We start from the raw sequence: 24,817 nt of genomic DNA, 5'->3' as shown, positions 1-24,817 counted from the left end.
GTGCCCGGAACTCAGATGGGATCGACGATGCGGCAGTTCGGTGCGGCTGTTCGCCACCACCGCGGGGAGCCGCGGCCATGACCGGCACCCCGGCGCTGTCCGTGCTGGTCACGACCACCGCGCAGGAGACGGAGGTGGCCGTCGCCGGTGAGCTCGACTGCGCCACGGCCGAACGGTTGCGCCGGTGCCTGGAGATCGAGCTCCAGCTCGCGCCCCCGGCACTGGTGCTGGACCTCGACGCGGTGACCTTCTGCAGCGTCGACGGGCTCCGGGTGCTGATCGACAGCACGCTGCACGCCAAGGTCGCCGACATCGACTGCGTCCTGGCCTGCCGCTCCCGTGCGGTGCTGCGGCTGGTCGAGCTGTTCCGGCTGGACGGGGTCCTGCCGGTGCGCGCCCCCGTTCCGGAGACCGGCATACCGCACCGGTGACCCGGTGTTAGCCGCCCCGGATGCCGGGTACCGCTGGGGGTGAGCACCCACCGGAGGCACAACACAGTGGTCAGGCACACCTGCTCGGTCACCCTGCCCGGGGACGCGTTGCGGGGTCAGGCCTGCGCGGTCCCCGCCAGGGTGCGCGGGCTGCTCCGCGGCCTGCTGCGCCAGCACCCGCCACCCGTGGTCGACGACGCCCTGCTGCTGGCCGACGAACTGCTCACCAACGTCATCGAGGCGCCCGCCGTGCTGCGCGGGGTGCGGCTCGCCTACGAGGACACCGGGCCGGGCACGCTGTCGATCGAGGTGGACTACCTCGAATCCGCGGTCGCCAGCCGCACCCGCCCGGCGGAGAACGACTTCCTGGGGCGCTGGCTGCTGGAGCACCTCGCCGCCGCCTGGGGCGTGCGCCACACGGGGGTCAGGTGCACCGTCTGGGCCGAGTTCTCCCTGCGCCCCCGGAGCGGGTGAAGCCGGCTTCCCATAGCGCGGAAAACGCCGGAAGTGGCCACCGCCGAATTGAAACCGCCCGTTCGAGTTCTATTCCGGCGAACTGCGTTCGCCCGGGCCGATCGATCCGCGCATCCACCCGGAATCGACCGCGTAGCAGCGCGTGCACACTCGAATGAATGAACCCGTTCGACCGGCCGAATGGAAATTGATATGGTCGGCTTGAAAATGCTCCACGACGTCGTAACCCCACGTCGAATTGGAGGACGGGTGCCGTGGAATGGCGCTATTTCGAGTTCTGCGTCGACGGGTCGCCGTATTATGACCGGCCCGCCGGGAACGGTGGCGGGCGGAACTCGTTCACCGAGGCCGCGCCCGTGCCGAGCGGCTGGGTCAGCGGCCACAGTGGACCGTGGCGGATGCTGCGGCCGCGCTCCGGCGCGGTGCCTGCCCAGGGCTGGAAGGTGCACGTCTCGGCCACCCCGGCGCACGCCGGGCGGGCGCTGGGTGCCGTCCACGCCCACTGCACCCGGCACGGGCTGGCGTTCAAGCACCTGCGGTCCGCCCGCGACCTCGCCTGGGCGAACCGGAAGTACGCGCCGCGCAGCAGCAGCGGCAAGTTCATCACCATCTACCCGCCGGACGAAGCGGCGCTGCGCACCACGCTCGAAGAGTTGTCGGCCGAACTCGACGGCTTGCCCGGCCCCTACATCCTCACCGATCTGCGTTACGGCACCGGGCCGCTCTACACCCGGTACGGTTCGTTCACCACGCAGTGGGTGGAAACCGCGGGCAGCCGGGCGCTCGGCCTGACGCGGCCGGACGGCACCGTGGTACCGGACCGCCGGGCGCCGCGGTTCGAGGTCCCCGACTGGGTCCGCCTGCCCGAATTCCTCGAACCGCACCTGAGCACCCGGCTGTCCTCCGGCAGCGCGCTGCCCTACCGGGTCACCGAAGCACTGCACTTCTCGAACGCCGGCGGGGTCTACCGGGCCACCCGCCGCACCGACGGCAAGCCGGTGATCCTGAAGGAAGCCCGGCCGCACGCCGGGCTGGACAGCCGCGGGCGGCACGCCGTCGAGCGGCTGACCCGGGAGTACCACACCCTCCGGCGGCTGGCGGGCATTCCGGGCATCCCGCTGGTGCACGACCACTTCGTCGCCGGGGAGCACCACTTCCTCGCGCTCGACGAAATGCCCGGCACCGGGTTGAACAGCTGGCTGAGCACGCACTACCCGCTCACGCAGGTCGATCCGCCGGCGCACGAGGTCCGCGCCTACACCGAGCGGGCGCTGGAGCTGTGCCGCCGCGTCACGCGCATCGTCGAGCAGGTGCACGCCCGCGGGGTGGTCCTCGGCGACCTGCACCCGGGCAACATCCTGGTCGGCGAGTCCGGCGAGGTGTCCCTGATCGACTTCGAGACGGCCTCCGACGCCGAGCACCCCGACCCGCAGCTGATGGCCTCCCCCGGGTTCCGCGCCCCGCGCGGCACCCGCGGCACCGCGGTCGACGAGCACGCGCTCGCCGTGCTGCGCCTGTGGTTGTTCCTGCCGCTGGCCAACCTGCTGGAGGTGGCCCCCGGCAAGGCCGCCGACTGGGTGGCGTTCGCCCGGCGGCGCTTCGAGCTGCCCCCGGACTTCGTGCCGAGCCCGGCGCGGGCCGGGCGGACGCCGTGGCCGGCCGAACCCGGACCGGCCGACTGGCCCGCCCTGCGTGACGCGATCGCGGGCGGCATCCTGGCGAGCGCGACCCCCGGCCGGGCGGACCGGTTGTTCCCCGGCGACATCACCCAGTTCGAGACGGGTGGCCTCGGCTTCGCCCACGGCGCCGCCGGGGTGCTCTACGCCCTCGACGTCACCGGCGCCGGTCGTCACCCCGAGCACGAGACCTGGCTGCTCGACGCGATCCGCCGCACCCCGCCGGGCGAACCCGGTTTCTTCGACGGCGGCCACGGCATCGCCTACGTGCTCGACCACCTCGGCCACCACGACGAGGCCGCCGCCCTGCTCGCCACCCTGCCGTCGTCGGCCGGTGGCCCCGGTCTGGGGCGCGGGCTGGCCGGCATCGGCCTCACCCAGCTGCACCTCGGCGCCGCGCCGGAGGCGGCGGAGACCGGGCAGCGGCTGGTGCGGTTGCTGCCCCAGGCGGCTCCCGTGCCCACCGCCGGGCTGGAGAACGGCTGGGCGGGGGCGGCGCTGCTGTTCGTGCGGCTGTACGAGCACAGCGGCGACCCGAGCTGGCTCGACCACGCCGACCGGGCGCTGCGGCGGGACCTGAGCACGTGCGAAGCGGTGCCGGGGGGTGGCCTGCAGGCCAGGGACACCGAGGCCGACAGGGTGCTGCCCTACCTCGGTGCAGGCTCGGCGGGCATCGCGCTGGCCGCCGCGGCGCTGGCGGTCCACCGCCCCGGCGCCCCGGCCGTGGCCCGCCTGCCCGAACTGCTCCACGCCTGCGAGGTCGAATTCACCATCCACCCGGGGCTGATGCAGGGCCGGGCGGGGCTGATCCTCACCCTCGCTTCGGCCGGTGACCGCGCCGGTGACCCGCTCGCGCGGCACCTGTCCGGCCTCGGCCTGCACGCGGTCACCGAGCACGGCGCCCTCTGCTTCCCCGGCCACCAGCTCCTGCGCCTGTCGACGGATCTGGCCACCGGCAGCGCCGGGATCCTGCTCGCCCTGCACACGGCCATCGGCGTCAATGAGACCAGTGCCGCCGGTGCCGCCCTGCCGTTCCTGCCGCACCAAGACCGGGTGCCGGCGGGAACGCCCTGAACTCGGCCGACCGGCCGGGAAGCCACACACACCGTTCCACGAAAGGGGACACCATGGAATCCATCTTCGACCTCCAGGCACTGCCGGTGGCGCACCACCGGCACACCGAGGCCGCACCGAACGGCAGCGTGCTCAGCCTGCTCATCTGCGAGGTCGACGACGACCACTGGTGGGACGACTGAGTCTCGCCCCCAGACCGCGGGAGTGGCCAGCACGGCCACTCCCGCGGTCGGCCTACGGGTGGGTCAGCCCCGCCATCAGCAGGCCGGTGAAGTGCTTCATGTCGGCCTTGAGGCAGGCGGGCTGCGCGTGCTTGCCGTTGCAGCCCTCGGCCCAGGTGCTGCCGTCGCCGTAGTCGATGAAGGTGTGCGGGATACCGGCCGCCACCAGGTTGTCCCGCGTGACGAGGTTCGTGTCGCGCGCCACGCTCTCGGTCACCGCCTGCGGTGCGTTGTCGGCCAGGTTCCCGCCGTTGCCGGTGTACATCGCCACGCCCATGCCCCGCAGCGACCGCACGTGCTGCGCCGGGCTTGTGGCGTTCCACACCGCGTCCAGCGGCCAGACCGGCACGCCGAAGATGGCGTCCGCCGGCACCGTCGGGGTGCCGCTGCCCGCCAGTTGCGTGGTGGCCACGACCGCCGCGCGCTGCACCTGGTTCAGCAGGTCGAGCCCGCCGGAGAAGCTACCGGCGTAGGCGAACAGCTCGGGCCTGCGCTCGGCGTAGTGGAACGCGCCGAACCCGCCCATCGAATGCCCCGAAATCGCCCGGCCGTCCCGTGACGCGATCGTGCGCAGGTTCGCGTCGACGAACGGGATCACCTGGTCCAGGTGGAAGTTCTGCCAGTTCTGCGGCCCGAGCGCGGCGGGCGGGTTGACCCAGTTCGAGTACCAGCCGCGGCCGGAACCGTTGGGCGCCACGGTGATCAGCGGCACGCCACCGGCGGTGGACTCCTCGAACATCTGCTGGTTCAGCGGGTGGTCGGGGTGGCCGTGCAGGTGGTACTGCACCGGGTAGCGGGTGCTGCCGGAGGTGTCGTAACCCTCCGGCAGCGTCACCATGACGACGTGCTCACCGGAGACCTGACCCGGCAGCACCGAGTACCCCGGCACCTCGGCCGTCCGCACGGCGAAGGTGAACGTGCGGTGGTTGCCGTCCACCCACGACGGTTGCCGGACCACGGTCAGCCCGTGACCGTCGGTGAACACCGGTGGCGCGGGCTGCGCCTGCGCGGTGGCGCCGGTGAGGCTCCCGGCCAGCACGACCGCGGCCGTGAACGCCGCCGCCCTCGTCCAGCGCAGCATCAGGACTCTCCTTCACACAGGGCGGCATTGGCCACGTCGATGATCCCCGGGTCGGTGGGCAGGATGTTGGCGTTGGTCAGCACCGAGGCGAACCGGCCGTCGTCGGTGACCATGGTGATCGAGGCGTGCCCGGTCGGCGAAACGCCGTCGTGGCCCCAGGCCGGGACACCGCACGACAGGGGCGTGGTGAAGACGCCGAGGCCGTAACCCGCCGGGGAACCCGGCGCGAACGGCACGGTGGTGCGCATCTGGGCGAGCGCGTTCGCGGATACGACCTCACCGCTGGAAAGGGCGCGGTAGAACCGGGCCAGGTCGGCCAAGGTGGACTCCATCGCGCCCGCCGTGGCTGCCTTGGACAGCTCGTACAGCGTGGTCGCGTCGACCCAGAAGAAGAGGCCGCCGATCCGGCCGCCCTGGTAACCGGGCACGAACGGGGTGCGCAGGGCGCGGTTACCCGGGGCGGGGAACGAGGTGCCGGTGAGCCCGAGCGGGGTGATGATCCGCTCGGTGATCGCGGCACCGGCCGACTGCCCGGTCAGCTTCTCGACCAGCAGGCCGAGCACGAAGTAACCGGCGTTGGAGTACTTGACCTGGCTGCCGGGCGCGGCCTGCGGGGCGTCGTCCATCGCCGCCCGCACCAGTTCGGCCAGCCGGTAGGTGCCGTCCGCCTCCGCCTTCGCCCCGCTGGGGTCGCGGGTCAGCCCGGCCGTGTGGTTGAGCAGCTGCCGCACGGTGATCACGTTGCCGTCGTAGTTGCCGGTGACCACCCCGGGCAGGTACTGCTCGATGGGCGCGTCGAGCGCGACGCGCCCCTCGTCGAACAGCTGGAGCACCACCGCCGCGGTGAAGGTCTTGGTCTGGCTGCCGATCCGGAAGTGGTCGGCCGCGGTGATCGCCCGGTGCTGCTGGGTGCTGGCGGACCCGCTGGCCAGCGTCCAGCCGCCGGTCCCGGCCCCGGCGTGCACGGCCGCGCCGGGACCGGCCTTCGCCTGGTACTGGTCGAGCACGGCCCGGGTGGCCGCGTGGTCCTGGGCGTGCGCGACGGGTGTGCTGAAGACGAGCGCCAGCACGCTTATCCCGGCCAATCGCCGGATGGTTCGGTTCCTCATACCTGGTCCTCCCTGACCGGAATCCACGCACCGTCCAGCGGGTGCTGGACGGTGTCCGCTTCGGTGCCTTCCTGCTCGGTGGCCCCATGGCTGGCCTGACCGGCCTGGCCGGTTTCGCCGCTCTGGCTGCTCTGGCCGATCTGGCTCGCCTGACTGCTCTGGCTGACCTGGCCAATCTGGCTGCTCTGGCCGGTTTGGCTGGCTTGGCCGACCTGGCCGGTCTGGCTGCTCTGGCCGGTCTGGCTGCTCTGGCTGGCCTGACCACTCTGGCCGATCTGGCTCGCCTGGCTGGCCTGGCCACTCTGGCTCGCCTGACTGGTTTCACCGCTCTGGCCGATCTGGCTGCTCTGGCTCGCCTGGCCGGTCTCACCGGCCTGACCGATCTGGCTACTTTGGCTGACCTGGCCGGTCTGGCTGGCCTCGTCGCTATGGCTGGTCTCGCCGGTTTCGCTGGGGCTCGACGAGCCACTGGCCACGTCGCCGATGACGGTGAGCGCCTCCTTGGTGACCTCGAGCACGCCGACCGCGCCCTCGATCAGCTTCACCAGGTTCTCCCCGCTGGTGAGCAGCGCGCCGAGCTTCCCGGCGAGCTGGCCCCCGTAGTCCACCGCGATCGCCACGCACCGCGGGATCGCCTGCGCGATGCTGGCGCCGAAGGTCGCGGGCGCCGCGGCGATCGCCTCGGTCATGATCGGCACGATCTTGCCGACGGCCTCGGTGATCAGCCGGGTGACGATGTCGACGACCTGGGCCACCACCTCACCCGCGGCCACGATCGCCTTCGCGTTGGCCGCCGCCGCCTCGGCGATCACCTTGATCCCGTCGACCACCTTGGTGGCCGTCGCGGTGTAGTCCTCCTTGCCACCACCCGACCATTCGCTGGTCTCGGTGTCCACAGTGGAGTGATAGTCGCCGGCGACGGTGGTGGCGCCGCGGGCGGCCCGCTCGTGCTGCCCGGCGGGCCCCGACACCGAATCCGGTTCACCGCGCAGCTGGCCGAGCGGCTCCTCCAGGAACGAGATGACCGGGGTGAGGAACTCGCAGCCCGCGCTGGCCAGCGCGGACAGCGGGCTCGCCGTCGAACCCAGCATGTCCAGCGAGACAACGGGTTCGCCGGCGAGTTCGGCCGAAACCCAGTCCTTGCCGCCGGCGGAGTCCCCGGCGATCCGCAGCTCCGCGAGCGCGGTGGTGATCTCCAGCGCGGAGGTCTCCGTGGTCGTGCCGTTCATCGGGTCCCCTCCTCGAAACCGGCGATCCGCTGGGCGTTTCCATCGTCCTCGTCCTGGTACCGGTCGGCGGCCTGCCGCAGCCCGTCCCCCAGTTTGTCCACAGTGGACGAGGCTTGGGTGAACGCGGCCGTGGTCGCGGTCATCGCCGCGCCGAGGCCGGTGGTGATGAACTGCGCGAACGCGCCGAGCGACCCGGCACCCAGCTCACCGGGCAGGGCGGCGCCGATCGAGGACAGCTCGTCGGCGTGCGCGGCCAGCCTGCTCGCGTGCCCGCGCAGCTGCTCCGGGTCGACCCGGGCCCCGCCGGGGCCGGTCATCGCACGACCTCCGCGGGCAGGTGCTCGGTGATCCGGGTGAGCGCCTGGTTGTCCCCGAGGTAACCCGCCATCACCTCGGCCACCTGCGTGGCGGCCAGCCGCTGCGCCTCGCGGGCGGTGGCCACGATGAGCGCGGCGAGCGCTCCGGCTTCGAGCTTGCGGGCCATCGGCGTCAGCTGGAGGCCGTCGAGCGCGCCCGTGGCGGTGACCGAGACGGTCACCTCGCCCCGCGGCGACCGCGCGCTCGCCCCGGCCCGCCGCAGGCTGTCCCCGGCCCGCCGGGCGCCGTCCGCCGCGCGTTCGAGGCGGTCGCGGTAGTCCGCGAGCCATTGTGCTGGATCCATGGTCTTCCCCTTGGTGTTGTCGGTCATGACGCCGCCGCCGCCCGCACGGCCCGGACCAGTTCGGCCGGTCGCAGCGGGTTGACGCTCACCCAGTCGCCGTCGTCGCGGTCCACCCGGACTCTCCCTTGTGGACAGTCCAGCCAAGACAGCTCGAACGGGCGCACCGGCTCCCCGGCCGCCGGCCGGACCACGGCGCCGAGCTGCCCCCGGCCCGGCACCGACGACAGCAGGCCGGTGAGCACGTCGACCGCGGCCTCGTCGCCACCGCGTTCGCGGACCAGGGTGCGCACCCGCTGCCGGGGTGCGGTGTTCTCCAGCAGCCGCGTGGCGTCGCCGAGGACCCCGGGTGGCAGGGTGACCGGCATGGTGGGTGCCGCGGCCACCTCCGGGATCCGGCTGGTGAACTCCCCGGTCAGCGCGTCCGCCGCGATCCGGGTGACGGTGACCGGGCCCGGCGTGCCGCCGATCGGCTGGCCGCACACCACGGCGTGGTCCCCGAGCACCATCGCCACCACGCCGGTCACCCCGGTGCGGTCGGCCACCACGAGGTCGACCGCACGCCGGTGCTCGCGCAAGGCGGTGACCAGGTCGGCGGCGAGGCCCTCCGGTCCGTCCGCCCCGGCGAGGCCGCGCCCGATCAGCCGCTGCCCCGCCGCCGTGAGCAGTTCCCGTCGCTCGCCTTCGATCCGGCCGAACGACGGCACCCGCAGCGGGAAGGGGAACCGGGTGCCCGCGCAGGCCCCGAGCAGGTCCAGCTCGACGAGGTCGAAGCGGGCGGTCACGAGGCCCGCCCCGCCGGGCTGAGCCGGTCCGCACCGGTCTCGTCCCCTTTCCGCACATCTTCGCCGGACCGGGTGTCGTGGTCCTGGTACTTGCCCTTGGCCTCGTCGAGCATCTGCTGGAATTCCCGCACCTCCCGCACGGTCGCCTCGATCTCCCCGGCCAGGCCACCGCTGCCCGCCGCCTCACGCAGGCGCACCGCCAGGTGCACCGCGGGCGGGGCGGTGCCGAGCATCGGCAGCCGCTCGGCCAGCCTGCTCGCCGTGGCCACCAGGTCGCCGGTCAGGTCGCCGAGTTCGGCCAGCGTCACGATCCGCTGGTCGAGCAGGTCCAGGTCGAGTTCGAGCCCGTTCACCGGTGTTGCTCCGGCGGCAGGCCGATGACCGCTTCACTGGCCGGTTCCTCGATCGGGAACAGGCCGTGGTCGATCGTCGGCAGTGAGTTCTCGTGGTCCTCGTCGGCCGAACCCCGTCCGGCGCCGGCGCCGGGCGGCACCACGCCGGTCATCGCGCCCGACCGGCCCGCGGCCGGCTCCGCCGCGACCCGCGCGGCGGCAGCGGATCCGCCCGGCACCCCCAACGCACCGCTCCGCCTGCCCTGGGCCAGCTGGCTGGTGTAGTTCAGCCCGCCGGTCAGCCCCGCCCCGGCGATGGCACCGGCTGCCAGTCCCCCGGCCACGCCCCCGGTCCGGGCACCGGTGCCGGTTCCCGTCGCGCCGACGAGGCTCCGCCACGACGGCGTGCCCTCGGCCGCCACCACCGCACCCGAGGGCCGGGTGGCCCGGCTGGGCAGCGTCGCGGCGGCGGGAATGGTGCTCCGCGCCTGCCCGATCAGCTCGCTCGAATCGGTCAGGCGGGCTTCGTAGTTCTGCATCGCGTGGACCGCCTGCTGCTTCTGCAGGTCGGTCGCACCGGCGCCGAAGTAGAAGCTGAACCCGGCGCCGCCCACCGCCCCGAACGCGGCACCCGGAGCCGCGGGGGCGGACGGGGTGAAGGGGGCCGGTGCCGCGGTCAGGCCCGCCCAGTTGGTCACCGGGTCGGCCATCGGCGCGGCCGGGTCCCCCGGCGGTGGCGGCATGTTCGCCCGCGCCATCGACAACGCGTCGGCGGCCTGTCCCGCGGCCCGCTCCCCCGCGTGGGCCAGCTCGGCGAGCGTGTCCACCCGGTCGGCGAGCACGCCGAGCCGGCGCGCCGCCTCCTCGGCCCCCGGCCCGCGCCACCCCTCCAGCAGCGCGGCCCGCTGCTCGCGCAGCACCTCGGCGTGGTTGACCAGCGCCGCCCGGTGCTCCGCCCACTCCGCGGCGATCGTGCTGACGTCGGCGACGTCCGCGTCCTGCCACAGCATCTGGTACAGCTCCTCGTGGCTGTACGCCTCCCAGTTCACGCTGCCCGCCGGTGGTGCCGGCAGGCCGAAGTACGAGTCCCACACGCCGGACGTGCCCGTCACGGGTGTCACGGCACTCTCGCTTGCCACCCCGGATCCCCTTTCGAGTTACCTCAGCTCCTCGGTGCGGCCATGCTGGTCCGGCTCGGGGCACGCGGGGAAGGGCAGCGGGCGGCCATCCGTGGCCGGTGGGGCTGATCAGGCGAAACGCCTCAACGACCGGCGCGGTGGGTCTTCGCGAGGTGTTCCTGGAGGCGGGCGTGGCGGAACTGGTAGACCGCGCCCGACTGACGCAGCACCCCCCGCCGGTAGGCGTCTTCGAGGAAAGCGCGGACCGCCCACGGCAGCCTGCCGAGCAGCGGGAGGCGGAAGCGGGCGAAGACCAGCCACTGCCCCCAGGCGGTGAGGGTGACCACGTAGCCGAAGGCGGCCGCGAGGCTCCCGGTCAGGCCGAGCAGCAAGCTCGCTTTGACCGTCCAGGTGAGCGTCAGGGACGGACCCGTCAACCCCTGCAACGCGCTCGCGGCCGCGAAGCCGCCGAAGGCGACGCGAGCCAGAGCGCCACCCCGAGCAACCCGGCCAGGCGGAGCGTGGTCACCCGGTTGACGGTGAGCAGATCGGCGGGGCTGGTGGCGGTGGTCAGGTTCGCGGGTGTCTCCAGCACGACCAGGAACGCCAGCAGTGCCCCGCAGACCGGGCCGAAGATCAGCCCGTAGGCGGCGACGTTGACCGCCACCGCGTGCACGAGCAGCCCGGGGTCGCCGATCAGCGAGGTGTCGGGCGAAAGCGAGGTCACCAGCACGGTCGTGACCGCGTAACCGGCGCCGGCCAGCAGGCCCCCGGCGGTGCCCGCCACGAACCGCGTGACGACCTTCCGCCGGATCCCGGGTTGCCGCGCCGAGCGGCCGATCAACCGCACGCGGACCCGCGTCGGCTCCAGCACCCCGCCCTTGCGGAGCACGGTCAGCCAGTACAGGAGGCCGAACGGCACGGCCAGCACCGGGCCGTTGACCAGCCCGTCCAGCAGCACCAGGTACGGCCGCATGGGCCAGTCGTAGAAGATGGTGTTGATCGGGCTGAACACCAGCACCACGACCAGCGTGGTGACCAGCCACACCAGTGCCGTCACCAGCAGCACGCGGGACCTCGGGCGCAGGTCCGAACTGCCCAGCCGCCACCACTCGAGGTCGCCGGTGCCCCGCCGGTCGAGGTCGTCGGCGAGGAAACCCAGCCAGCGGTGGACGTGCTCGGCCGCCCAGCCCGGGTCGTCGCCGGAACCGGGCTGCTGCCGGTAGACGGTGGGCACGAAGCTGTCGAGCAGGTGCTCCTCCAGCGCCTGCGTGGTGGGGAAGCGGCCGGCGTCCAGCAGGTCCGCCGGATCGCGGTCACGCGGATCGCTGTAGACGGTGCGGGCGAGGCCGACCATGAGCGGGGTGCGCAGCACCTCGGCGAGCTTGGCGGCCGGGTCCGTTTTCCCTTCGCGCAACGCCTCCAGCACCGGGTCCCACGGCGTGGCCGCGCTGCCGGGGGTGACGCGCCGGGCGGTCCGGGGCAGGTACCCGGCCAGGTCGTCCGGAGTGAGGTCGGTCAGTTCGACCACGGCGGCCGAGGTCAGCACGTCGACCACGGTCACCGCGCGCTCGTACTCGCCGAACCGGCTGGTCAGCACCAGGGGCATGGACAGCGAGTTCAGCGTTTCCAGTGCCGGTCGGTGCAGTCCCTCGGCGATCTCGTCGAACCCGTCGAGCACGGGCAGGATGCGGCCGGTGTCGACCAGCACGGCCGCGAGCGTCGCCCCGCCCGGCGCGGAGGCGGCCAGGCCGGGGTGGTCCCGCTGCAGCAGTTCGACCAGCCAGCTGCGCAGGGGCGTCGAGGTCGGGTTCCAGCCGCCGATGTTGAAGATCACCGGGACCGCGTCGCCGGGGGTGCGCGTGGCCAGGGTGTCGAGCACGAACCGCAGGGTCAGCACGGTTTTGCCCGAGCCGGCGCGGCCGAGCACCACCAGCCGCCGCGACGGCACGCGCCGGTAGGCACCGGCCGGGTCCCCCACTTCACCGGAAAGGTCCAATGGGGCGGCGGTCATCCCGGCCGGCACGCGGCAGACGTTGTCCCAGTGGTCCGCCAGGTGTTCCGGTGCCTGCCGCCACCGCACCGGCAGCGGGAACGGGTCGTGCACGCGGCGCAGTTCCTCTTCGCGCCGCAGCCGGGCGGCGATCACCCTGGCCAGGTCGTCGGCCGCCGCGGCGACCTCCGGCGGCACGGCGGGCAGCCTGCTGGGAACCGGGGTGGCCGGAACGGCCGGTGCGGGCGCGGGTTCGGGGTCGGGCGGCGGGGTGCCACCGGCGGCGACCAGGAGGTTGCGCCGTTCGTCGGGACCTACTCCCAGCGCGTCGGCGAGCAGGGTGACCGTGCCGATGCGGGGATCGTTGCCGCTGCCGTTCTCCAGCCGCCGGATGGTCCGCACGCCGACACCGGACCGCGCGGCCAGTTGCTCCTGGGTCAGTTCGGCCCGCCGCCGCGCGTCACGCAGGAGGACGCCGAAACGGTTGGCCACGTCGGGAATCCTCCAGGCAGGCGGTGGGGCGGATCGAGCTTAGTGAAAAACCCACCGCCCGAGAACACCGGCTCGGCCTGCCTGGGGGCCACCGATCGGACCGGCGTCCACTCGCTTTCGCCGCCGTCGCGCACCCTCGCGTTCAGGCCGCGAAGCCCAGCTTGGTTTCGATGGTGTTGCCGAAATCGTTGTCGACGTCGTGGTCCCCCGGCAGCGGATCGCTTGCGGCCCGATCGTGGGCGCGGCGGTGAGTTCACGAGGCCAAGTCCCCGGCCAGGGGAACAGGCGCTGGTAGCGGCCCGGCCGGTTGTCGTTTCCGTCCAAGACCCCGCCCCGCCGCCGCCCTTAGGATCACCGGGACGTTGCCATTCGGTGAAGGAGTTCCCTTGTCTCGAGAACTGGTCTACACGGGTTTCATGTCGCTGGACGGCGTGGTGGATTCGCCGGGCGGCAAGGAGGAGGGGCACCGCAGCGGTGGCTGGGTGATGGAGACGGAGTTCGTGCCGGAGGCGTTCTCGCTCAAGGGCGAGGAACTGGCGGAGACGACCGCGCTGATGTTCGGCCGCCGGAGCTACGAAGCCTTCGCCGCGACCTGGCCCGGCTCGGCGGACCACGCCGACTACCGGGAACTGCCGAAGTACGTGGTCTCGACGAGCCTGTCCGAGGACGAACTGGTCGGGGGCTGGGGCCCGACCACCATCCTGCGGTCGGCCGAGGAGGTCGAGGCGCTCAAGCGGTCCGACGGCGGGGCGATCTTCATCCACGGCAGCGCGGAACTCACGCGGCGCCTGTCGGAGGCGGACCTGGTCGACCGGTACCACCTGCTGGTTTTCCCGGTGCTGCTGGGCGCGGGCAAGAGCGTGTTCAGCCGGGCCGACCGCGACAAGCAGAACCTGCGGCTGCGGGAGTCGGCCGCCTACGCCAACGGGGTGGCCAAGCTGGTCTACGACGTGGTGCGCTGAGCGGGGTCGAGGGCGATCGCACCGCCCTCGCCGGAACGCAGTTGCTGCGCGGTGCGGCCGACGTACCGGCGCAGCGCGCGAGCCAGGTGCGGCTCGTCGTAGAAACCGAGCTTGTCCACCACGTCGGCCGTCTCGGCACCCGAGGTGAGCAGGACCGCGGCGGCACGGCTGCGCTCGATCTGCCGGACGGCGCCTCTGGTCAGGCCGGTCGCCGCCCGGAACCGGCGTTCCAGCGTGCGCTCGGCCACGGCCGGGCGGTGCCCGCGGCGCAGGTCGGCCACCAGCGGGTCGCGGACCACGGTGCCGTGCCGGACCAGCCGCTCGACCAGCGCCTCGGCGTCGTCGGCCCCGGGGGTCTCCCACCGGTCGCCGTCGAGCCAGAACGCCCGGCTGGTCACGTCGGGCAGCACGATGCCGCCGTCGACCACGGATGGCGTCGACACGGCCCGCAGCGAGGTGCCGACGGCGAACTGGATGCCCACGAACGCCGCCCCTTCGGGCACCGGCGCGGTACCGGTCCGGGTTTCCGGGCCGGTGACGGCCGCGTGGTTCCGGCCACGCTGCTGCCAGAACACCAGGCCCCAGGTCTCGGTCGCGACCGAGGTCATCCGGGCGACCCGCTCGCTCCGGCAGGTCCACACGGTGTCCACCCACGCCGAGTCCGACCACCGCGTTTCGAACCGGAGTCCCGTTCCCACCGGTGGATCTTAAGCCGGTGGACCGGAAGGTACAGCTCGCCCCGCAGAAGCGGGCCGAAGGTCACCCGGATCGGCTGCGGGTGCCAGGACTTCAACCGGGTGGGCGTGGTCGGCTGGTCCGGCTGACCGGCACCACCGCGACGGCCTAGAGTCCTCGGCAGGCCGAGCGGAGGAGCAGACCAGTGGTGGACCTCATCGGGGCCGGGTTCGGCAGGACCGGCACCATGTCCCTGCACAGCGCGCTGGAGACCCTGGGGTACGCCCCGTGCCACCACATGAAGGAGGTGCTGGCGCAGCCGGCCACCACCGGTTTGTGGGCCGACGCGCTGCGGGGTGACCGCGAGGCGCTGCGCGCCGCGGTCGACGGCTATCGGGCCACTGTGGACTTCCCCGGCTGCCTGCTGTGGCGGGAAATGCTGGAGTTGTTCCCCGACGCCAAGGTGCTGCTGAGCGTGCGCGACCCGGAGCGGTGGTACCACAGCGCCGCCGCGACCATCTACCACCCGGTGATGGAGCAGGTGGCCGCGAAGTTCGCCGCCGGGGACAGCGGGGTGAGCCCGGACATGATGGAGGCCATGGCCGAACGCGGCTTCGGCGACCGGGGCAAGGACGAGACGATCGCCGGTTTCGTCCAGCACAACACCGAGGTGATGGCCACGGTGCCCGCGGACAAGCTGCTGGTCTACCAGGTGGCCGACGGCTGGGAACCCCTGTGCGAGTTCCTCGGCGCCGGGGTGCCGCAGGAACCGTTCCCACGGGTCAACGATTCCGCGGACTTCGCCGAAAACGTCGACCGCTTCCTGGAAGACGGCACCCTCGGCTGGTGACCAGGACACCAGGCTCGGCCGGAGCCCGGCACGACACGGCTTCCGCACTCCGCCGGAGACCTAACGCACCACAACCTCCCCACCAGCCGTGGCGATCACGGCGCTGTGCAGCTGGGGTGACCCGCCGGTGAAGTGCATCGGCACCTCGATATCAGCCGTCCACCGGCGTACCCCGGCCTCGTCGCCGCCCAGGTTGAGGCGGAGCACCCGGCCGGGCGCGTTCCCGTGCGCGGCCGCGGCGTAATCCCGCCGCCAGCCCGCCAACCGCCGCGAGCGGGGTACGTCGTATTCGATGAGGAAGGGGTGGCTCGGCTCGACCGCGCCGAGCAGTCGCCACCGTCCCGTGTCACCACCGCCGTGCAACGGGGTGAGGCCCAGGTCCGCCGCCCGCGCGTCCAGGTCGCCGGGTTCGATCGCCCAGGTGAACAGCCGGTCACCGGCTTCGATCGCGGCCGCCAGGCCCGCCGCGGCCTCGCTCGCCCCGGCATCGGTGACCGTCACCAGTTCGAGGTACACCGGCGGTTCGAGCGGCACGACGGCGTTGGCGATCCCCGGCGCCGGTGAGCCACCGGGCACCGTGCCCCAGCCCCACTCCCGGCGGATGCGCTCCGCCGCGGCCCGCAGATCACGCACACCGAACAGCAGGTGGTCGAGTAAGTCCATGAGGGCGACGGTAACCAACCCCCACTTTTATTTTATAGCAGATCCGCGCCCCTCATGAGCCGCCGATTTTTGTTCCATACTGCGCGTCCGAAACCGACCGGACCCGAGATGGAGCAACGGAATTGGACCACGTGCTGGGCTTCGAGCAGATCGACCGGAACGCCGCCGCGGTCGGCGGCAAGGGGGTGCACCTGGCCGAACTCGCCCGGATCGACGGCGTCCGCGTGCCCGGCGGCTTCTGCGTGACCACCGGCGCCTACCGCCGGATCCTGGCCTCGGTGCCGTCGATCGACGCCCGGCTCGACCGGCTGTCCCGCGTGCGGCCGGACGACCGCGCGGCGATCAGCACCCTCAGCGCGGAACTCCGCGAGGCGATCGAAGGCGCCGAGGTGCCCGGCGAGCTGGTGGCGGAGATCAACGCCGCGCTGACCCGCCTCGGCGCGCAAGCCGCCTACGCGGTGCGGTCCAGCGCCACGGCCGAGGACCTGCCCACCGCGTCCTTCGCCGGTCAGCAGGATTCGTACCTGAACGTGGTGGGCCCGCAGGAGGTCCTCCGCCACATCCGGCGCTGCTGGGCCTCATTGTTCACCGAACGCGCGGTCACCTACCGGCTGCGCAACGGCTTCGGCCACCGCGACGTGCGGATGGCGGTGGTGGTGCAGCGGATGGTGTTCCCGGACGCGGCCGGAATCCTGTTCACCGCCGACCCGGTCACGTCGAACCGCCGGGTCGCCACCGTGGAAGCGGGCTGGGGCCTCGGCGAGGCACTGGTCTCCGGCCTGGTGAACCCGGACGTCCACACCGTGCGCGACGACCGGCTCGTCACCACGGTGGTCGGCAGCAAGCAGCAGGCCGTGCTCGCGGTGCCGGGCGGCGGCACCCGCGAGGAGCCGGTCGACCCGGAACGGCGGGCGCGGACGGCGCTGACCGAGGCGCAGGTGCTGCGGCTGGTGCGGCTGGGCAGGCGGGTCGAGGCGCACTTCGGCCGTCCCCAGGACATCGAGTGGTGCCTGGCCGGCGACGAGTTCCACCTGGTGCAGAGCCGTCCGATCACCACCCTGTTCCCGATCCCGGAGACCGGGGACGAGGACAACCACGTCTACATCTCCGTCGGCCACCAGCAGATGATGACCGACGCGATGAAACCGCTGGGGTTGTCGGTGTGGCAGCTGACCACCAAGCGGCCGATGCACGAGGCCGGCGGGCGGTTGTTCGTCGACGTCGCCAAGGAACTGGCGACGCCGTCGGGCCGCGCGGCCATCCTGGCGGGCGTCGGCCGGTCCGACCCGCTGATCCACGACGCCCTGCAGACCCTGCTCGACCGCGGTGACTTCGTGCCCACGCTGCCGGACGAGCAACCGGCGGTCACCCCGCCCGCCCCGCCCGCGCCGATCGAGACCGATCCGGCCATCGTCACCGAACTGATCACGCGGAACCGGGAGTCCGTCGCCGCCCTGCGGCGGGAGATCGAGCCGCTGTCCGGAACGGCGCTGCTCGAATTCATCCTGGCCGACCTCAACGAGCTGCAGCGGATCCTGTTCGATCCGCGCAGCAGCCAGGTGATCATGGCCGGGATGGAGGCGAACTGGTGGCTCAACGAGAAGCTGGCGGACTGGCTGGGGGAGAAGAACGCGGCCGACGTGCTCAGCCAGTCCGTGCCCGGCAACGTCACCGCCGAAATGGGGCTGGCGCTGCTCGACGTGGCGGACACGATCCGGCCGCACGCGGAGGTGGTGGCGTTCCTGCAGCGGGTGGCGGACGAGGGCCGCGACGACTTCCTGGACGAACTGGCCGGCCTGCCCGGTGGCGCGGCGGCACGCGACGCCATCCGCGGTTACCTCGACGAGTACGGCATGCGCTGCGCCGGTGAGATCGACCTCACCAGGCCGCGGTGGAGCGAGCGCCCCGCCACGCTGCTGCCCACGCTGCTCGGCAACATCAGGAACTTCGGGCCGGGGGCCGGCAAGCAGCGCTTCGACCAGGGGCTCCGGGAAGCCGAGCGCAAGGAGGAGGACCTGCTGGCACGGCTGGCGGCCCTGCCGGACGGCGAGGGCAAAGCCGCCGAGACCAAGCGGATGATCGACCGCGTCCGCACCTTCGCCGGTTACCGCGAATACCCGAAGTACGGCATGATCAGCCGCTACTTCGTCTACAAGCAGGCGCTGCTGCGAGAAGCCGGGCGCCTGGTGCGCGCCGGTGTCCTGCGCGCGCAGGAGGACGTTTTCTACCTGCGCCTCCAGGAATTCCACGAGGTCGTGCGCACCGGCGAGGTGGACGACCAGCTCATCCGGGAACGGCGTGAGGCGTTCCAGTGGTACGAAACGCTCACGCCGCCCCGGATCCTCACCTCGGACGGCGAGGCCATCACCGGGCAGTACCGGCGCGACGACCTCCCGGCGGGCGCGCTGGCCGGGCTGCCGGTCTCCGCGGGCAGCGTCGAGGGGCGGGCCCGCGTGGTGGTGGACATGGCGCGGGCCGATCTGGCGGCGGGCGACATCCTGGTCACCGCCTACACCGATCCCAGCTGGACCCCGCTGTTCGTCGCGATCGCCGGGCTGGTCACCGAAGTCGGCGGCCTGATGACGCACGGCGCGGTGATCGCCAGGGAGTACGGGCTGCCCGCCGTGGTGGGCGTGGAGCGGGCCACCCGGCTGATCCGGGACGGCCAGCGGATCCGCGTCCACGGCACCGACGGCTACGTCGAACTCCTCGACTGAAACTCAGTGCTCGCCGAACAGGTCGAGCACGGCCTGGGGGACGTCGTCGCCGAAGAGGCTTTCCAGCAGGAGGGCCTCTTCGGCGGGGGTTTCGACGCGGGTGAACATGGCTTGCTCGTACGCGCCGAGCGCGGCTTCGACGTCGCCGGGGTTGGCGGCGAGGGCGGCGCCGTCGAGCATGGCGTGGTTGGTGCCTTCGCCGTCCGGGGCGGCGAGGTGGGCGGCGTCGCCGACCAGGGTCACCCCCGGCACCCGCGGCCACCGGTGTCCCTTCGGCAGCGCGTAGTGGGGGCGCCACACCGGCGCGGTGTCGCCCTCGGTGATCAACGCGGTGATCTCCGGCGCCCACCCGTCGAACCCCCGCGCGATCTCGGCGGTGGCCGCGGCGGCGTCGGTGAAGTCGATGGCGGCGAACCAGTCCGGTGGCCCGGTGAGCGAGACGTGGGTGTGCAGGGTGTCGCCGCTCTCCCGGTGCGCGTTGCTGCCCTTGCCCGCCGCGGGCACGATCAGCATGCCGCCGCCGACCACCTTCGCCGCGGCCGGGTGCCGGGTGCCGGCGTACTCCGGGGTGGCGGGCGAGAGCAGCGGCCGGACCCGTGACCAGGCACCGTCCGCGCCGACCAGCAGGTTCGTCACGACCGCGCTGCCGTCGTCGAAGGTGACCTCGTGGCGGCCGCCGGCCAGGGTGCGGGTGCCGCCGGCCTGGTGCCCCCAGCGGACGGTGCCGTCCGGGAGCGAGTCGAGCAGCAGCAGCCGCAGTTCGCCGCGGTGCACCTCGGGCCGCCCGCCGGTGCCGTCGTCGGCCTTGTCGACCAGGACGGTGCCGTGCGGATCGAGCACCCGCATCGCCTGGCGGCCCTCCAGGCCCAGGCCGCGGAACTCGTCCTCCAGCCCGGCCGCGGCCACCGCGAGCTGGCCGTTGTAGTCGTGGATGCCGAGCAGCCCGCCCTGGCCAGGGCCGCCGGGGACGTGCAGCACCCGGGCGAGGGCGAGGCCGCCGAGACCGGCGCCGATGATGGTGACTGGTTCGTGCACGGTGGCTCCTGCCGCTGGTCGGGGATCGCCCCAGGCTGGCGCCCCACCGGCACGGGACGCACACACCGCTGGTGCCGGCACGCCACCGGTGAGGCGACCGGGCAGATCCCCGTGGCGGATCGGGCAAAGTCGGCGAGTTGCGCCCGGAGCGCCGTCGTTCACCCGGTTGACTCGGGCGGCACGACCCCCGCGACGGACGACAGAAGGCGGAGCTGTGAGCAATCCCCTGGTGGCCGAGGTCAAGGATTCGACCACGGCGATCTCCGGCATCCCGCTGCTGGAATCGGTCAGCGAGACCAGCAAGGCGATCGAAAGCGGTGACTGGGCCGGTGGCGTGCTCGGCGCGGTCGGCACCGCCCTCGACGCCCTGGGCATGGCCATGGACCCCTTCGGCTCCATCCTCGCCGCCGGCGTCGGCTGGCTCATGGAGCACGTCGGCCCCCTCTCCGACGCCCTCGACGCCCTCACCGGCAACCCCGACGAGATCAAGGCCCATTCCGAGACCTGGAAGAACGTCGGCACCGAACTCTCCGCGATCAGCGCCGACCTGGCCAAGATGATCGAAGAGGACACCGCCTCCTGGACCGGACCCGCCGGGGACACCTACCGCACCCGCGGCGCCGACACCGCCACCCTGATCTCCACCGCCCAGACCGCCGCCGAAGGCGCCTCCAGCGGCATCGGCACCGCCGGCGAGGTCGTCGGCGCCGTGCGCAGCCTGGTCCGCGACATCATCGCCGAACTGGTCGGCCACCTCATCAGCTGGGCGCTGCAGGTCCTGTTCACCCTGGGCATCGGCCTGGCCTGGGTCGTGCCCCAGGTGGTGGCCGCGGTCGCCAAGACCGCGGCCAAGATCGCCGACATCACCAAGAAGCTCGTCGACGCCCTGCGCAAGCTCTCCCCCCTGCTCAAAAAACTCGGCGATTCCTTCGACGACGCCACCAAAGCCCTCAAGAACATCAAAAACGGCAAACCCGCCAAGCCCGACGAGGTCAAACCCGGCGGCGGCACCACCCCCAGCGGCGCCGGCCCCACCCCCAAGGACCCGCCCGGCCAGAGCAACGGCGGCACCACGCCCAGCGGGGCCAGGGGTGACTCCGCTTCGGGTGGCGGCACCCCGCCGCCGAACACCAAGGCCGACCCGCCGCCGGACCCGCCGGTGACCAGCCGCGGCCTCGACGGCGGCACCACCCCCTCCGGCGCCAAGGGCGGCGGAGGCAACTCCAAGGGCAACGGCGGCAACGACCCGTCGAAGAACAAGGAGCCGGGCAACAAGGCCTGCGAGTTCGACCCGATCGACGTCGCCACCGGTGACGTGCTGCTCACCGAGGTCGACCTCAAGGTGCCGGGGGCGCTGGGCGAACTGGTCGTGCGCAACCACGTTTCGTCCTATTCGGACGGACGGTGGTTCGGCCGGTCGTGGGCGTCGGTGGTCGACGAGCGGCTGGCGCTGGTGAACGGCGCGATCCGCTACTGCTCCGCGGACGCCATGGTGCTGACCTTCCCGGTGCCCGAGCCGGGGGCCGCGACGGGGCCGGAGTTCGGCCCGCCGCGCCTGCTGCGGACGGACGGCTCGGACTTCGTGCTCACCGACCCCGGCCGCGGCCTGGACCGCCGGTTCGTGCCCGCGCCCGGCGGCTCCGCCGAATACCTGCTGCGCGAGGTGCGTGCCGAGGACGGCGAGTTCGTCGAACTGGAGCGCGACCCCGGCGGTGCGCCCGTCCTGCTGCGGCACTCGGGTGGCGCGCGCCTCGCCTTCGACACCGAAAACGGGCGCGTGCGGGCGATCCGGGCCATCAGCAACAACACCGACAACACCGAGGTGCCGGTCGCCCGGTACGAATACGACCAGCACGGGCACCTGGCGCAGCGCACCAACTCCTCCCCCCGGCCCGCGCGCTACGACCACGACCCCCGTGGCCGGATCCTCGGCTGGACCGACCACAACGGCGCCTGGTACCGCTACGTCTACGACGAAGCGGGCCGCTGCGTGCGCACCGTCGGCGACCAGGGTTACCTCGACGGCACCCTGAGCTACGGCGAAGGCCGCACCACGACCACGGACTCGCTGGGGCACACCAAGGTCTTCGAATTCGACGCCGCGGGCAACGTGGTGGCCGAAACGGACAAGCTGGGGCACACCACCCTCAGCGAATGGGGCAGGCACGACCTGCTGCTGGCCAGGACCGACCCGCTGGGCAGGCGCACGGAGTTCGAGCACGACGCGGCGGGCATCCTGCGTGCGGTGCGCCGTCCCGACGGCACCGAGGTGCTGGTCGTCGAGCGCAGCGAAACCGCGCTGGAGATCGCGGTGACCGTGGACGGGCGCACCTTCCGGCGTCGCTACGCCGCCCCGGCGCTGCCCGACCCCTACGTCGACCCGCTCGGTGTCTTCGACGACTTCGACGAGCTGCCGCTGAACCGGGGTGAGGAGCCGGGCGGGGAAGCACCCGCGCCGCGGCTGGACCTGTTCGGCAGGCCGCGGGTCGTGCACAACTCCGGCGTCGAGACCGCGTTGAGCTGGACGGTCGAAGGCAAGCTGCGGGCGCTGACCGGTCCGGACGGTGCCCACCAGCGGTGGACCTACGACGGCGAGGGCGCCATCGCCTCGCACACCGACCCGCTGAACCGCGTGGTGCGCACCGAGCACGGCCCGTTCGGCCTGGTCACCGCGGTGACCAACGCGGCGGGCGCCCGCACCACCCTGCGCTACGACACCGAGCTGCGGCTGGTCGCGGTGACCAATCCGGCCGGGCAGAACTGGGAGTACAGCTACGACGCCGAGGGACGGCTGGTGGCCCAGACCGACTTCGACGGCCGGGTCACCCGCTGGACCTACGACGCGGCCGGGCAGCTCGTCGGCGCGGTGAACGCGGCGGGCGAGCGGATCGAGTACCGCTACGACGCACTGGGCAACCTGCTCGAACGCACCAGCGCCGGGGTGGGTGAGCGCTACCGCTACGACCCGGTGGGCAGGCTGGTGCACGCGGCGGGGCCGGACCTGGCGATCGAGCTGGCGCACGACGACCAGGGCCGGGTGGTCCGCCAGACCACCGGCGGGCGCACCACCGAATTCGACTACGACGGCGTTTCCGCCACCACCCGCCGCACCCCGTCCGGGGTGGACGTCCGCTGGGCGCGGTTCGAGGAACGACTGGACGAGCTGGTCGTCGGGAGCACCACGCTGCGGTTCCAGCGTGACTCCGCCGGGCGCCCGGTCGCGCTCACCAGCGGGCCGAACGCGTTGCTGCGCCAGGAGTTCGGCGAGACGGGTGCGCTGACCGGCCAGGAGACCCCGGCCGGTGTCCGGCGCTACCACCGCCGCCCGGACGGCAGCATCGCCCGGCGGGAGGACCCGGCCGGTGGCGCGAGCTACGAGTTCGACCAGCTGGGCCGGATCTCGGCGGTGCACAGCCCCGCCGGGGTGGAGCGCTACGCCTACGACGTGCTCGGCAACCTGGTCTCGTCGTCGGCCGGGACCGGTGCGGAAGCCGGGCCGCGGCAGTACCAGGGCGGCGTGCTGCGGTCGGCGGGCGCGGTGCGCTACGCCCACGACGCGCAGGGCCGGTTGACCCAGCGCACGGTGGCCACCGCGCAGGGCGAGCTGACCTGGACGTTCACCTGGGACGCCCACGACCACCTGACCGGTGTCCGCACCCCGGACGGCACCCGGTGGCGCTACCGCTACGACCCGCTGGACCGGCGGGTGGCCAAGCAGCGGCTGGACCCGGCCGGTGGCGTCGCCGAGCAGGTCGACTTCGTCTGGGACGGCAACAAGCTGATCGAGGCGGCGCACACCGTCGGCGGCGTGCCGACGGGCACGCTGACCTGGGTGCACCACCCCGACGACGACCGCCCGGTGGTCCAGGTGTTCACCGCGCCGGACGGCACCACCCGGCTGTCCGCGCTGGTCACCGACGAGGTCGGCACGCCGGTGGAACTCGTCGATGCGAGCACCGGCGCGGTGCGCCCGCTGCGCACCAGCCTGTTCGGCCTGGCGCGGGCGGGTGACGCGGACGCCACCCCGCTGCGCTTCCCCGGCCAGTACCACGACCCGGAGACCGGGCTGCACTACAACGTGTTCCGGTACTACGACCCGGCCAACGGCCGGTACGTCTCCCCCGACCCGCTCGGCCTGGAACCGGCGCCGAACCCGCAGGGGTACGTGGCGGACCCGCTGCGCGCGGCCGACCCGCTGGGCCTGACCGGGCGGTACTCCGAGCGGCTGGCGCTGGAAGCCGCGCTGGAGGCGTCCCGGCGGGAGGCGCAGGCCGCGCAGGCAGCCCAGTCGGCGACCCAGTCGCCCAACCCCTCGGCCGTGGCGGCGGCGCAGTCGGCCACCGGCACCGGCAAGTGCGGCAAGGGCAAGAACACCGGCAACCGGTACAACCCGATGGGCGGGCGCCCGGCGAAGGGCGGCGGCTCCGGGGGCACCTCGTCCAGCGGGCCGAAGGTGCCGCCGGGCGCGAAGGACCCCGACAGCGGGCGGACCGAGGCGCAGGGCGGCGGCCGCAGTTCCGGCAAGCAAACCCTGGACGGGTCCCCGATCAGCCGCAACGCGGACTGGAGCCCGAAGAAGGGCCACCTCACCGACGTCGAAGACCTCAACGGCACCAAGCACAGCAGCTACAGCAAGGAACTGCAGGACAAGCTGGCCGACGTCGACGGCTACCACCCCGACAGCAAGAACCCGCAGTGGGTCAAGGGGCACCTGCAGAACGACAACCTCGACGGGGCGGGCACGAAGGACAACCTGACGCCGCTGACCCAGACCGCGAACAAGAACATGTCGAAGAGCTTCGAAGAGCCGGTGAAGGCGGTCAACGACCAGCTCCGGCTGATCAAGAGCGACGTGCCCAACGACCGGAAGCTGGAAGCCGCCGGAATCGACTCGAAGCAGTTCGAGAAGGTCCGCGACGACCTGAAGAACCTGAAGCTGGACTACCAGGTGGACGTGAGCCCCGGCAAGGAGGGCCTCAAGTTCCCCGATTCGAACAACGCCTTCGAACGGTCCATCCGCGACCACCTCACGCTCAAGGCGGAGTACCAGAACCTGACCCCGGACGTGCAGAAGTACCTCGATTTCCGCTACGGGCCCGGTTACCTGCCGGACTTCCCGCCGCACGGCCAGAAGCTGGACACCCTGACCGGGAAGCTGACCGATCTGCCCGGCCCGGGTGGTTCGCGTTCGTCCACCCCGGACAGCGATGTGGTGATGACCGGGGTGTAGCGGTGGTGGCGG

At 72.7% G+C, this 24,817-nt stretch carries 21 protein-coding genes; 8 read left to right on the top strand and 13 right to left on the bottom strand.

Going from position 1 to position 24,817, the window contains the following annotated elements:
- The first annotated feature begins 77 nt into the window (after window positions 1-77).
- From AC07EG_RS11845 to AC07EG_RS11830, 4 genes are all read left to right on the top strand, one after another.
- On the top strand, window positions 78-431 hold the full coding sequence (locus AC07EG_RS11845) for an STAS domain-containing protein (RefSeq protein WP_478253027.1): 354 nt from the start codon (window positions 78-80) through the stop codon (window positions 429-431).
- Window positions 432-497: 66 nt separating this feature from the next.
- Complete coding sequence (locus tag AC07EG_RS11840) at window positions 498-905, top strand: hypothetical protein (RefSeq protein WP_478253026.1); 408 nt, start codon at window positions 498-500, stop codon at window positions 903-905.
- Window positions 906-1,159: 254 nt separating this feature from the next.
- Complete coding sequence (lanKC, locus tag AC07EG_RS11835) at window positions 1,160-3,655, top strand: class III lanthionine synthetase LanKC (protein ID WP_478253025.1); 2,496 nt, start codon at window positions 1,160-1,162, stop codon at window positions 3,653-3,655.
- A 53-nt stretch (window positions 3,656-3,708) separates the two neighbouring features.
- A complete protein-coding gene (locus AC07EG_RS11830; RefSeq protein WP_478253024.1) occupies window positions 3,709-3,837 on the top strand; it encodes a hypothetical protein in 129 nt (42 codons plus the stop codon).
- Window positions 3,838-3,889: 52 nt separating this feature from the next.
- Here the strand turns inward: AC07EG_RS11830 and AC07EG_RS11825 are convergent, their stop codons facing one another.
- The 10 genes from AC07EG_RS11825 to AC07EG_RS11780 all read right to left on the bottom strand — a co-directional run bounded on the left by AC07EG_RS11825 (window position 3,890) and on the right by AC07EG_RS11780 (window position 12,673).
- Window positions 3,890-4,957 carry an alpha/beta hydrolase gene (locus AC07EG_RS11825; RefSeq protein WP_478253023.1) on the bottom strand — a complete coding sequence of 356 codons (1,068 nt, stop codon included), beginning with the start codon at window positions 4,955-4,957 and terminating at the stop codon, window positions 3,890-3,892.
- Window positions 4,957-6,066, bottom strand: a complete 1,110-nt coding sequence (locus AC07EG_RS11820) for a serine hydrolase domain-containing protein (protein ID WP_478253022.1) — start codon at window positions 6,064-6,066, stop codon at window positions 4,957-4,959. The genes AC07EG_RS11825 and AC07EG_RS11820 overlap by 1 nt, the downstream gene beginning before the upstream one ends.
- The gene (locus tag AC07EG_RS11815) at window positions 6,063-7,295 is read right to left on the bottom strand and encodes a hypothetical protein (protein ID WP_478253021.1); all 1,233 of its coding nucleotides are present in this window, start codon (window positions 7,293-7,295) and stop codon (window positions 6,063-6,065) included. The genes AC07EG_RS11820 and AC07EG_RS11815 overlap by 4 nt, the downstream gene beginning before the upstream one ends.
- Window positions 7,292-7,612, bottom strand: a complete 321-nt coding sequence (locus tag AC07EG_RS11810; protein ID WP_478253020.1) for a type VII secretion target — start codon at window positions 7,610-7,612, stop codon at window positions 7,292-7,294. Before AC07EG_RS11810 ends, AC07EG_RS11815 begins: the two co-directional genes overlap by 4 nt.
- Window positions 7,609-7,956 carry a YbaB/EbfC family nucleoid-associated protein gene (locus AC07EG_RS11805; protein WP_478253093.1) on the bottom strand — a complete coding sequence of 116 codons (348 nt, stop codon included), beginning with the start codon at window positions 7,954-7,956 and terminating at the stop codon, window positions 7,609-7,611. Before AC07EG_RS11805 ends, AC07EG_RS11810 begins: the two co-directional genes overlap by 4 nt.
- Before the next feature lie 23 nt (window positions 7,957-7,979).
- The gene (locus tag AC07EG_RS11800; RefSeq protein ID WP_478253019.1) at window positions 7,980-8,738 is read right to left on the bottom strand and encodes an ESX secretion-associated protein EspG; all 759 of its coding nucleotides are present in this window, start codon (window positions 8,736-8,738) and stop codon (window positions 7,980-7,982) included.
- On the bottom strand, window positions 8,735-9,091 hold the full coding sequence (locus AC07EG_RS11795) for a hypothetical protein (protein ID WP_478253018.1): 357 nt from the start codon (window positions 9,089-9,091) through the stop codon (window positions 8,735-8,737). The genes AC07EG_RS11800 and AC07EG_RS11795 overlap by 4 nt, the downstream gene beginning before the upstream one ends.
- Window positions 9,088-10,182, bottom strand: coding sequence for a hypothetical protein (locus AC07EG_RS11790; protein ID WP_478253017.1), 1,095 nt, complete (start codon window positions 10,180-10,182; stop codon window positions 9,088-9,090). The genes AC07EG_RS11795 and AC07EG_RS11790 overlap by 4 nt, the downstream gene beginning before the upstream one ends.
- A 149-nt stretch (window positions 10,183-10,331) precedes the next feature.
- Window positions 10,332-10,625 carry a hypothetical protein gene (locus AC07EG_RS11785; protein WP_478253016.1) on the bottom strand — a complete coding sequence of 98 codons (294 nt, stop codon included), beginning with the start codon at window positions 10,623-10,625 and terminating at the stop codon, window positions 10,332-10,334.
- Entirely contained in the window at window positions 10,622-12,673 is a 2,052-nt protein-coding gene (locus AC07EG_RS11780; protein WP_478253015.1) for a helix-turn-helix transcriptional regulator, read from the bottom strand. The genes AC07EG_RS11785 and AC07EG_RS11780 overlap by 4 nt, the downstream gene beginning before the upstream one ends.
- Before the next feature lie 386 nt (window positions 12,674-13,059).
- Between AC07EG_RS11780 and AC07EG_RS11775 the strand changes: the two genes are divergently transcribed.
- Window positions 13,060-13,635: a dihydrofolate reductase family protein gene (locus AC07EG_RS11775; RefSeq protein ID WP_478253014.1), complete on the top strand. Its 576-nt coding sequence runs from the start codon at window positions 13,060-13,062 to the stop codon at window positions 13,633-13,635.
- Here the strand turns inward: AC07EG_RS11775 and AC07EG_RS11770 are convergent.
- Window positions 13,617-14,333, bottom strand: a complete 717-nt coding sequence (locus AC07EG_RS11770) for a helix-turn-helix domain-containing protein (RefSeq protein ID WP_478253013.1) — start codon at window positions 14,331-14,333, stop codon at window positions 13,617-13,619. The genes AC07EG_RS11775 and AC07EG_RS11770 overlap by 19 nt on opposite strands.
- 185 nt (window positions 14,334-14,518) lie before the next feature.
- Between AC07EG_RS11770 and AC07EG_RS11765 the strand changes: the two genes are divergently transcribed.
- A complete protein-coding gene (locus tag AC07EG_RS11765; protein ID WP_478253012.1) occupies window positions 14,519-15,160 on the top strand; it encodes a sulfotransferase family protein in 642 nt (213 codons plus the stop codon).
- Window positions 15,161-15,220: 60 nt separating this feature from the next.
- On the opposite strand, the gene AC07EG_RS11760 is transcribed toward AC07EG_RS11765, so the two are convergent.
- Window positions 15,221-15,823, bottom strand: a complete 603-nt coding sequence (locus AC07EG_RS11760) for a VOC family protein (protein WP_478253011.1) — start codon at window positions 15,821-15,823, stop codon at window positions 15,221-15,223.
- 131 nt (window positions 15,824-15,954) lie between these two features.
- Between AC07EG_RS11760 and rph the strand changes: the two genes are divergently transcribed.
- The gene (rph, locus tag AC07EG_RS11755) at window positions 15,955-18,540 is read left to right on the top strand and encodes a rifamycin-inactivating phosphotransferase (RefSeq protein WP_478253092.1); all 2,586 of its coding nucleotides are present in this window, start codon (window positions 15,955-15,957) and stop codon (window positions 18,538-18,540) included.
- A 3-nt stretch (window positions 18,541-18,543) separates the two neighbouring features.
- Here the strand turns inward: rph and AC07EG_RS11750 are convergent, their stop codons facing one another.
- Window positions 18,544-19,575: an FAD-dependent oxidoreductase gene (locus AC07EG_RS11750; RefSeq protein ID WP_478253010.1), complete on the bottom strand. Its 1,032-nt coding sequence runs from the start codon at window positions 19,573-19,575 to the stop codon at window positions 18,544-18,546.
- A 214-nt stretch (window positions 19,576-19,789) separates the two neighbouring features.
- Between AC07EG_RS11750 and AC07EG_RS11745 the strand changes: the two genes are divergently transcribed.
- Window positions 19,790-24,805 carry an RHS repeat-associated core domain-containing protein gene (locus tag AC07EG_RS11745; protein ID WP_478253009.1) on the top strand — a complete coding sequence of 1,672 codons (5,016 nt, stop codon included), beginning with the start codon at window positions 19,790-19,792 and terminating at the stop codon, window positions 24,803-24,805.
- The last annotated feature ends 12 nt before the right edge of the window (window positions 24,806-24,817 follow it).

This window comes from Amycolatopsis sp. NPDC045836, from assembly GCF_056431745.1.
Note: the sequence above shows the minus strand (reverse complement) of the source record. Positions and strands in the feature narration are given on the sequence as shown.

Bases quoted from the DNA above. Each gene is read 5' to 3' on its own strand.
- AC07EG_RS11845 (WP_478253027.1), top strand. From the start codon at position 78: ATGACCGGCACCCCGGCGCTGTCCGTGCTGGTCACGACCACCGCGCAG.
- AC07EG_RS11830 (WP_478253024.1), top strand. From the start codon at position 3,709: ATGGAATCCATCTTCGACCTCCAGGCACTGCCGGTGGCGCACCACCGG.
- AC07EG_RS11825 (WP_478253023.1), bottom strand. From the start codon at position 4,957: ATGCTGCGCTGGACGAGGGCGGCGGCGTTCACGGCCGCGGTCGTGCTG.
- AC07EG_RS11820 (WP_478253022.1), bottom strand. From the start codon at position 6,066: ATGAGGAACCGAACCATCCGGCGATTGGCCGGGATAAGCGTGCTGGCG.
- AC07EG_RS11815 (WP_478253021.1), bottom strand. From the start codon at position 7,295: ATGAACGGCACGACCACGGAGACCTCCGCGCTGGAGATCACCACCGCG.
- AC07EG_RS11810 (WP_478253020.1), bottom strand. From the start codon at position 7,612: ATGACCGGCCCCGGCGGGGCCCGGGTCGACCCGGAGCAGCTGCGCGGG.
- AC07EG_RS11805 (WP_478253093.1), bottom strand. From the start codon at position 7,956: ATGGATCCAGCACAATGGCTCGCGGACTACCGCGACCGCCTCGAACGC.
- AC07EG_RS11760 (WP_478253011.1), bottom strand. From the start codon at position 15,823: ATGGACTTACTCGACCACCTGCTGTTCGGTGTGCGTGATCTGCGGGCC.